The organism is Gammaproteobacteria bacterium (assembly GCA_016765075.1).
In the GTDB taxonomy this organism is placed as follows: Bacteria; Pseudomonadota; Gammaproteobacteria.
Window position 1 is genome coordinate 1 of sequence record JAESQP010000135.1, and the last position, 7,224, is coordinate 7,224.

Annotated in this window: 8 protein-coding genes; 4 read left to right on the forward strand and 4 right to left on the reverse strand. The window is 45.1% G+C overall.

Annotated features, from left to right (window positions below; translation table 11 throughout):
• A partial coding sequence (locus tag JKY90_07975) for a PIN domain-containing protein (GenBank protein MBL4852199.1) occupies positions 1-317 on the forward strand: 317 nt, incomplete at its 5' end.
• 223 nt (positions 318-540) lie between these two features.
• Complete coding sequence (locus tag JKY90_07980; GenBank protein MBL4852200.1) at positions 541-1,263, forward strand: transposase; 723 nt, start codon at positions 541-543, stop codon at positions 1,261-1,263.
• A gap of 89 nt (positions 1,264-1,352) precedes the next feature.
• On the opposite strand, the gene JKY90_07985 is transcribed toward JKY90_07980, so the two are convergent.
• The 4 genes from JKY90_07985 to JKY90_08000 all read right to left on the reverse strand — a co-directional run bounded on the left by JKY90_07985 (position 1,353) and on the right by JKY90_08000 (position 5,923).
• On the reverse strand, positions 1,353-2,849 hold the full coding sequence (locus tag JKY90_07985) for an aminotransferase class V-fold PLP-dependent enzyme (protein MBL4852201.1): 1,497 nt from the start codon (positions 2,847-2,849) through the stop codon (positions 1,353-1,355).
• A gap of 50 nt (positions 2,850-2,899) precedes the next feature.
• Complete coding sequence (locus JKY90_07990) at positions 2,900-4,057, reverse strand: ChaN family lipoprotein (protein ID MBL4852202.1); 1,158 nt, start codon at positions 4,055-4,057, stop codon at positions 2,900-2,902.
• Positions 4,058-4,245: 188 nt separating this feature from the next.
• Positions 4,246-4,674, reverse strand: coding sequence for a hypothetical protein (locus tag JKY90_07995; GenBank protein ID MBL4852203.1), 429 nt, complete (start codon positions 4,672-4,674; stop codon positions 4,246-4,248).
• A 103-nt stretch (positions 4,675-4,777) separates the two neighbouring features.
• Complete coding sequence (locus tag JKY90_08000; GenBank protein ID MBL4852204.1) at positions 4,778-5,923, reverse strand: nucleotidyltransferase family protein; 1,146 nt, start codon at positions 5,921-5,923, stop codon at positions 4,778-4,780.
• A 373-nt stretch (positions 5,924-6,296) separates the two neighbouring features.
• Between JKY90_08000 and JKY90_08005 the strand changes: the two genes are divergently transcribed.
• Both JKY90_08005 and JKY90_08010 read left to right on the forward strand, forming a co-directional pair.
• Positions 6,297-6,551 carry a PqqD family protein gene (locus JKY90_08005; protein MBL4852205.1) on the forward strand — a complete coding sequence of 85 codons (255 nt, stop codon included), beginning with the start codon at positions 6,297-6,299 and terminating at the stop codon, positions 6,549-6,551.
• Positions 6,552-6,586: 35 nt separating this feature from the next.
• On the forward strand, positions 6,587-6,868 hold the full coding sequence (locus tag JKY90_08010) for a hypothetical protein (GenBank protein ID MBL4852206.1): 282 nt from the start codon (positions 6,587-6,589) through the stop codon (positions 6,866-6,868).
• Positions 6,869-7,224 lie beyond the last annotated feature (356 nt).

The window sequence follows — 7,224 nt, forward strand, 5'->3', positions numbered from 1 at the left end:
AAATGTGTATTAGTTCGATTACCTTAGCTGAGCTACTCCATGGTGCTGAAAAAAGCGCTCGAAAGGAAGATAATTTACGTCAAGTTGAAGATTTTGTGTCTCGATTAGAGGTGCTGGAATACGGTGCTAAAGCAGCTGCACATTATGGCGATATACGTGCCGATTTGGAACGCCAGGGAATGACGATTGGTGTCAACGATTTGCATATTTCTGGTCATGCCAGGAGTGAAGGGTTGATACTGGTTACCAATAATTTTCGTGAATTCGAGCGTGTTAGTGCTTTGCGTTTAGATAACTGGGTTAATTTAAAGGGTTGAAGTGAACCTAGCCAGTTCAATGGATTAGGAGTAATCAGGGCTCACCCCTGTTGACTGATGTCGATTACCTAGACCTGCTTTACTATTTCTTGTGCGGATTGATTTATCAGGCTGTAATCAAAGGCATAATCAAAGGGGTCTAATCAAAGGGGTCAGAGTAATTGATTCTGCATTTGATCTCGTTCATACTTTGATCTTATAGACATAAAACCAGAGTGGTGTAATGGCCAGGCTTCCCAGGCTCAGTGTGGCAGGAGTTCCTCAGCATGTTGTTCAAAGAGGCAATAACCGCCAGGCTTGTTTTTTTGATAATCAGGATTACGCGGTCTATCTTGACAAGCTAAAGGAGTACAGCGTCAAGCAAGGCGTGCATGTGCACAGTTACATTTTAATGACTAATCACGTTCATTTGCTAATGACGCCGCAAGCGCCTCAGGGAATCAGCCGTTTGATGCAAGACCTTGGTCGCTACTATGTCCGTTACGTGAACCAAACCTACAAAAGAACAGGCACTTTGTGGGAAGGGCGATATAAATCATCGTTAATTGATTCTGAGCGGTATTTTTTAACGGTCAGTCGATATATCGAGCTCAATCCTGTCAGGGCGAAAATGGTTGATCATCCATCAGGTTACCCCTGGTCCAGCTATCAAAGGAATGCGCTGGGCAAAGCAATTGAGCTAATAACACCACACGCTTGCTACCAAGCATTAGGCGCCAGCGACGAAGGCAGGCGAGAAGTATACCGAGCATTATTTGAGCAACATTTACCTGGCGTCACTTTGACAGAGATTAGAGAGGCGACAAACAAATCCTGGGTGCTTGGCGAAGAGCACTTTAAAAAGCAAATTGAATCACAAACAGGGCGCCGTGCAGCGCCCTTAACTCGTGGCGGGGATAGAAAATCAAAGCAATATAGGGTGGATGTTGAGGATCAACTACTCTGACCCCATTGATCTACCCCATTGATCTAGGATCAACTACTCTGACCCCATTGATCTCCTCTGACCCCATTGATCTCTGGTCCCGGTTTGGTCTAGACCTGCTTTACTATTTCTTGTGCGGATTGATTTATCAGGCTGTGTAAAAAATGCAGTAATTTCTGGCTGTCGTCAAAGTTGCTGACTAAACCAAGTGAGACACGTACGGCGCCAGTGGCTTTGCCCTGAGAGGTAATGCACTGTTGGAAGTTTGTCAGATTAAATGACGAGTTTGCCGGGGCAGGGGGTTGTTGTTGGGGGCTATTGAGACGTTCTCGACATAAATTAATAGTTTCGACAGTATGTCTCAGGCTGCTTTCACCTGCGCCAGGATTGCAAAAACAACCAGAACGAATGGCGAGGTTATGGTGGTTTGCCAGTTTCTCAATGTTGTCGTAATGAATGTAATTCCCGTTAATATCAAGACAATTAAAGGCAATGGTAGCACCGCGGTCGCGAGTGGTTTTAGGGCCATAGAGTTCGATGACAGCTTGGCCATTATCATGTTTTAGCGATTGCATGGCGCTTAATAAATGATCGGTCAGTGCCATGACGCGTTGGTGTATGGTATTGACATTGATTTCTTGCATGAATTTAAGGCCAGCACTGACTGCGGGTAGATTTAAATAATTGACTGTGCCTTCTTCAAACGCGGCCTCGCCGTCGGCCAAGCTGTAAAAGTCAGCAATGGCAGAGACGATTTTAACTGTGCCACCGGCAAACCATGGGCGTCTTAATTTGGTTAGCGTGTCGCGTCGCGCAATTAATGCTCCGACGCCAGTTGGGTAACCAAACATTTTATAAAACGAGATGCTAACAAAATCAGGTGCAACTTGACTTAGGTCTAACCTGTTATTGGGAACAAAGGCCGCGGCATCGAGCAACACGTCGTAACCTGCTTGTTTGGCTTGCGCTATCCATGATAAAGGGTGTTGTACGCCAGAAAAATTAGATTGTGCTGGAAAGGCGAGCAGTCGCGCTGATGTGGCCTCGCTTGAATCAATATAAGGCTTGATGTTCTCAGCCAGTAGGGTATTAGCTTGACAGTTTATATAGCGAATTGATGCGCCTTTACTACGGGCAAATTCGCGTATGCCTTGTACTGAGTTATGGTTATCTGCGGTTAATAATAATTCGCTGTGGTTATCGAACGGATAGCTCTCTGCGATTAATTTAATCGCAGCACTGGCATTTGCGGTGAAAATAACTAAGTAGTCGTTGGCATTGGCGCGAAAATAAGTGAGTACGTCTTGGCGAGCTTGCTCAAGGTATAACGATGCCCGCTGAGACGAATTATTGTGCGAATGCGGGTTACCAAAGACGTTGCCTTTTAACAGTTCTGCATGTTCATCGATCAGGCTATCTGGATAGAGGCCACCACCGGTATAGTCGAGATAGACTTCGCTGCTGTTTTGCAGACGGGAAAACTCACGTATGCGCAGCTGGTCAATTTTTTGGCTCGTTGCATAGTCAGGGTGTTGTTGCAGGAACTTGGTAAGGTCTGTGTCCATGTTTGCATCAGATTCAGAAAGTTTGTTGTGGAGCCTATTCATATTCAAGCGGTCATATTTAATGAGTGAGCTAGCGCTAGTTTTGACAGTAATTAATGAGATTGTTCGCTGTCTTCAATGGAGAATTTTGCCACCAATTCGAGTGATTTACCATCGCGCTCTATTGTTATCGGCAGCCAGGTGCCAGCAGGCATCGCTTGCACGGTATTAATGACATCATTAACAGAGCCGATTGTTTTGCCAGCGAGGCGGATAAAGGTATCGCCCTGTTTAAGACCGCTTTGCTCAGCAATACTTTTTTCGACGATCTGGCTGATTTTAATAGCGCCTTGTTCATTCAGTAAGTGGACACCTAATAGGGGCTTTATAGCCGGCGCTAATTCTTCGTAAGTCGGCAGGATGAATACGGCATCCGCAGTGCGAGCAGTGATTTCGGCGCAAGGCGTGTCGCTGTTACCTGGCAGCAAGACTTGTGTTTTGCTAATGCCAAGGTCAGCCAGTTGCTGTGGTACACCAAAGCGCTCGATGATGTGGCCTGTGCCCATGATGCCGATGACAAGCTTCGATGTTGTTGATTGACCATTTTTAGATTTTACAGTGTTGGTCAGTACGGCATTGGCAAGTTGCTCTGCCATGGCTCTATCCCAAAGCTGTTGAGCCCCGACAAAGCGCAAAAAGTGCTCGTTTTTTAAGGTGGCCTCGACGGAGATATGCCCTGTAGTAGTTTTAGGATGCCCGTGTCCGTTAAAGGTGTTGGCAAGCAGTTTCAGGTAGTCTGCCGATGCAGGTGCTGGCAGTGACACGCCCTGGCGTTCATCGATGCTCATTTTGTTCAGGCCTTTTTTACTGGCAATACGTACGACAGAGCGATCAATATTCAGCGCCAGCATGGGGATTTTATTGATGCGGGCAAAATGAAACAGCGGCATATAGAGCGCGGCATCGTAGCCCCATACCTTGTCCCAGTCTGACTGATTAAGAAATTCTGCTTCGTTGAGTTCGCCTGCTACCCATTTATCTAGCGCAGGCTGTACGCGACGTGGAAACATCTCAAAACCCAACACCAGTTCGTTGTTTAGTGCAAAGAGGGCGCTAACCGTTTGTAGCTGCCAACGGTGATGTTCGGCAATATCATGTTGTTCACCAAGTAGCACGACTTGCTGATTGCGCAGGGTGGGCGCGAGTTCGGCCGTACTGATAAATTTCCAGGCACCCTTACGTTTTTGCAGAGCCTGCCCCGTGCTTGACACGGGGTGCTGTGACCCTGGGATAAGCCATTGTCCCTCTGTATGGCAATCATTGGCGAATACGCTGGTAGACAGGCAGATACCGAGACATAGGAATAATAGGGGTCTGATTCGTGTAAAAATTAACAAACGCATTATGTTTCACTCCATGGTGTTTGGCTCGTGTGTCATCTTTGTGCAACGCTTGTAGCTCAGGGTGATTTAGTTAGCAGCTCGGAAAGGTGATTGCTTAAGGCCTCACCTTCGAGTTTGAGTTTCGGTACGATGCGTTGTTCAACCAAGTATTTAAGTCCGCGTGGCGATTTTATTTTGGCCAGCGCAGTGATGGCATGATCGCTGACCCATTGCCAGCCTTCGTTTTGCAGGTCGAGTAGGTCTTCTTCGTAATTTTGTAGCATTGCGGCGGGGTACTCGGCGATATACGAGCACGACTGCATGCGCACGGAGTCTGGGAAATCACCTAGGGAGATATCAAATAAGCGCGCGAGAACCTCGCTGTTTTCACTGTGCCCAGTAAAATACTGTTGTGCGTCAGGATAGTTACGCACGGCATCAAATAATTGCTTACGTACGGTTTCGATATCAATGGTCAGGGTTTCTGTGGTGTTGGGTGTTTGCATTGTAGGTCTCGTCGTTTCTTACCTTAGACTATGAAGGTGATTTTAGCGACTTACAAGAGCGCTGTCTTCGTTTCGAGAGCACTTATTAAGATTTATAGTAGCGTTACGCGCCTTTTGTCCGTTGCAGCAAGAGGCGCAGGGGGCGAATCAGACAGTACAAACTGTTTAGCGCGCGGGGTAACGGTATAAATTGTCGATCGGCGGCGTTTGGGGTGGTTACCCAGCGCCACCAGTAGTGAAAACGGCACCAAGCAGAATCTTGTAGTTGCATGAAAAAGTGCTTGTCTGATTTCATCACCCGTGTTTGATGGTAGCCATCATCCTTGCTTGTTAAATGGGCGACTTCAATTTGAGCCATGATTTCATCAATGAGCGGGGTAAGGTCTTGGTGCTTGCTCAATGTGGTAGCGACATCATGTGGCAGTGGTGCACCGAGCAATTTTTCGGCAATCAGTAATGCGACATAGAGCATGCGTTGACAACCCAGTTGCTTAGCTCGCCTGAAAAGACCATTCCAATCCAGATGTGGGTGACCCTGAATGAGTTCGGCAAGGTCACAGAAGCGGTATAAGCGTGCATCCCAATATTCTTTTACTGCGTTGACGGCGGTGAGAATGATGGTGTCGGGTAAGCTGAAAGTGGGTATAGCGTGATTGCCAATATTGATGCTTGATATGTCATCCCACAAAAGGTGGAAGGCTAAATTGAGTTCGCTCGGTGGTATGCCCCAATGTAAGTCAACGTTAACCCGTCGCTGCTCGTCACGTAGACCTGATTGAAAGGCGTTGTCATAACGGTGGGTAATGCGAAAGCCATTTTCGACTAGCAGGTGTTCGGTGCGCTGGTGATCAGATTGCCGGACAAAAAGATCGATATCGCTAAAGTTGCGCATCGATAGCTGACCGTAGATGAGTTGCGCAGCAACGACGCCCTTGAAACAAATCACTGCAATCCCCGTAGAGTGAATGAGTTGCACAAGCCGTTGCAGCGCGCTCATTAGCACCAGGGCGTTGCGTGTACTTTCTGAGCAGTCATCTTGTAATGTTTGTAATAATTCTGCTGGCACAGCCTCATGATGGATTTTGCGCAGTGTTTGCAAGCATAAGGCGCTGACACGGTGAGACCGAATGAGCCGCGCTACTTGTTGCCAGTCTACTTTTTGCTCAAGCAGTGCATTGAGCTCGTCAAGCAATGTATCGGTGTGATAGGAGCGCGCCAGTGATGTTACTAGCAATAATGAGTTATCCATAATAGTTAATATAATTTTTAGGTATTTTTATTTTAATTAGGCTCACTCCTTTATGAATAAGGCGTGACGGCAGACAATTAAGTTATTAAGTCATTGTATAGGCATTATCTATATCGGTAGCGGAATAGTGTCGGCAATCTTTACATATTGTTGTTACATGTTAACGATTTTTAGCCTTTGTTTTTATTGGATGTCTATTAAAAACAAGGGTTTAGCCATAATGTGCGTGTTCGAAATACTTTACAATTAGCCTCTACAGCCAGCTATTTTGTTTTTAAATTATCAATAAAAACAATAGCTTAAATTAGTTTCTATTGAATGGCATTAAGTTTGCCTTATGATGATGTAATAGTCGAAAATTGAAGGTGGCCTTATGTGTCCGAAACAACGTGATGGAATTACCATTCAGGCAGTAGGTGATGAGATGGTGGTGCTTGACCAGAATAACGATCAAATTCACCAGTTAAACGCAACAGCCAGTCTTATTTTGTCACATTGTGACGGTGAAAAGTCAGCCCTTCTTATTGCTGACGAGCTGGTACGTCACTTCGCCATTGATCAAAGCGTGGCGATTAGTGATGTGCACAATGCCATTGTGCAACTGCGCAAGCTTGAACTAGTTCATTAGCCACTATTTTGTTAGCACTAAGTAGGAGTAAAGCTATGGATGAGAAAAATAAAGTAGACGGCTCAAGTCGTCGCAAGTTTATTAAAATTGCAGCAGCGACTGCTTATGTAGCACCATTGATTTTAAGTATGCCTGCACAAGCAACGTATACAAACTCGGGTTCTGCTCAAGCAAAAAAAGTACGTCATATTAAAAAGGCACACCATAAAATACATAAAATACACGGACAAGCACATAGATATGGAAATAGAAAATTAAATCATAAAATACATAAAGTACATAAAAGGTTCCATTATAGATATAATCCTTATCTGTAAGGATAAGGTATAACATTACCCTTGTTTTTTAGATGTACTCTCTGATAATTTAAGAGAGATTAAAAGCCGTGCTGCCGCTAGGTGGTGCGGCTTTTTTTGTTGTTGTTTATTTCTCTGCTATAGTTAAAAACCCTATTTTTTATTAAATTTAAATTAAGAACGCTTAAGTTCTACCGATATGTTGAGTACAATTTAAACTGGCCAGCTAATGTTAAATCTTGATCTAAAATTGTTTAATGTGCCCGTACAGGTGGCGTGTTCATCAAAAGAGATTGTTAATATCTTAATGGCGGGTTTTTCTGCTTTTATTGTAGTACCTCCCCGTGTCAAGCACGGAGCCTGCCCCGTGCTTGACA

Coding starts and splice junctions, on each gene's coding strand:
- JKY90_07980 (MBL4852200.1), top strand. CDS start 541: ATGGCCAGGCTTCCCAGGCTCAGTGTGGCAGGAGTTCCTCAGCATGTT.
- JKY90_07985 (MBL4852201.1), bottom strand. CDS start 2,849: ATGAATAGGCTCCACAACAAACTTTCTGAATCTGATGCAAACATGGAC.
- JKY90_07995 (MBL4852203.1), bottom strand. CDS start 4,674: ATGCAAACACCCAACACCACAGAAACCCTGACCATTGATATCGAAACC.
- JKY90_08000 (MBL4852204.1), bottom strand. CDS start 5,923: ATGGATAACTCATTATTGCTAGTAACATCACTGGCGCGCTCCTATCAC.
- JKY90_08005 (MBL4852205.1), top strand. CDS start 6,297: ATGTGTCCGAAACAACGTGATGGAATTACCATTCAGGCAGTAGGTGAT.
- JKY90_08010 (MBL4852206.1), top strand. CDS start 6,587: ATGGATGAGAAAAATAAAGTAGACGGCTCAAGTCGTCGCAAGTTTATT.